The 603-nt window shown below is 59.9% G+C and carries 2 protein-coding genes; both read right to left on the reverse strand.

The genetic code is table 11. The annotated features are described in order from the left end of the window. On the reverse strand, positions 1-208 hold a 208-nt coding region (locus tag EN906_RS36395), incomplete at its 3' end, for a DUF1203 domain-containing protein (RefSeq protein WP_127375884.1). 156 nt (positions 209-364) lie between these two features. Continuing rightward, positions 365-603: OmpA family protein (locus EN906_RS36400; RefSeq protein ID WP_164777722.1), on the reverse strand; the 239-nt coding region annotated here is incomplete at its 5' end.

Consider the following 603-nt stretch of genomic DNA (forward strand, 5'->3'; position numbering starts at 1 on the left):
TTTCAGCATAGGGCTGAAGCTGCGGGAATGGCCGGTACGCCAGAACAAGATAGGCGTCGCCGGCGGCGATGTTCTTCAAGCAATGCCGGCAAGGCATGCCGTCACCGTCGGAGATCTTTCGCTCGGGCATTTGGCCATAAGCATCGATCCCGCCGCGCTGCAGCGTCCTGACACCTTCGGTCGGCAAAGCTTTGAACTGGATGGTCATGGAAAATCTCCGGTGTGGTCTACCGGAAATTATCCCTTTGAACTCTCGCCGCCCACCCGATTCCTGCCAGATATCGAAGAGCCGGTCGCCCGTCGGCGACCGGCTCTCATCAAGTCCCGTCGAAAGCGCCGTCTAACTAAAATTCAGAGCTGCGGCTCAACGGATGAAATCGTCGAAGCGGCGCAGTGTCACCCGGCGATTCTGCCAGTTTTCGTTCTGCGTCTGCACCAGCAAAAACTCTTCGCCATAGCCGACTGTCTCGAGAGCATGACCCGGCACGCCGAATTCGCGCACCAATGTGCGCTTGAGCGAAGCGGCGCGCTGTTCGGACAGAGCCTGATTCGACTGGAAGGAGCCGACGGCGTCGGTGTGGCCCTCGATCAGCACGCGGGCGC

Source organism: Mesorhizobium sp. M7A.F.Ca.CA.004.06.1.1 (genome assembly GCF_003999135.1).
In the GTDB taxonomy this organism is placed as follows: domain Bacteria; phylum Pseudomonadota; class Alphaproteobacteria; order Rhizobiales; family Rhizobiaceae; genus Mesorhizobium.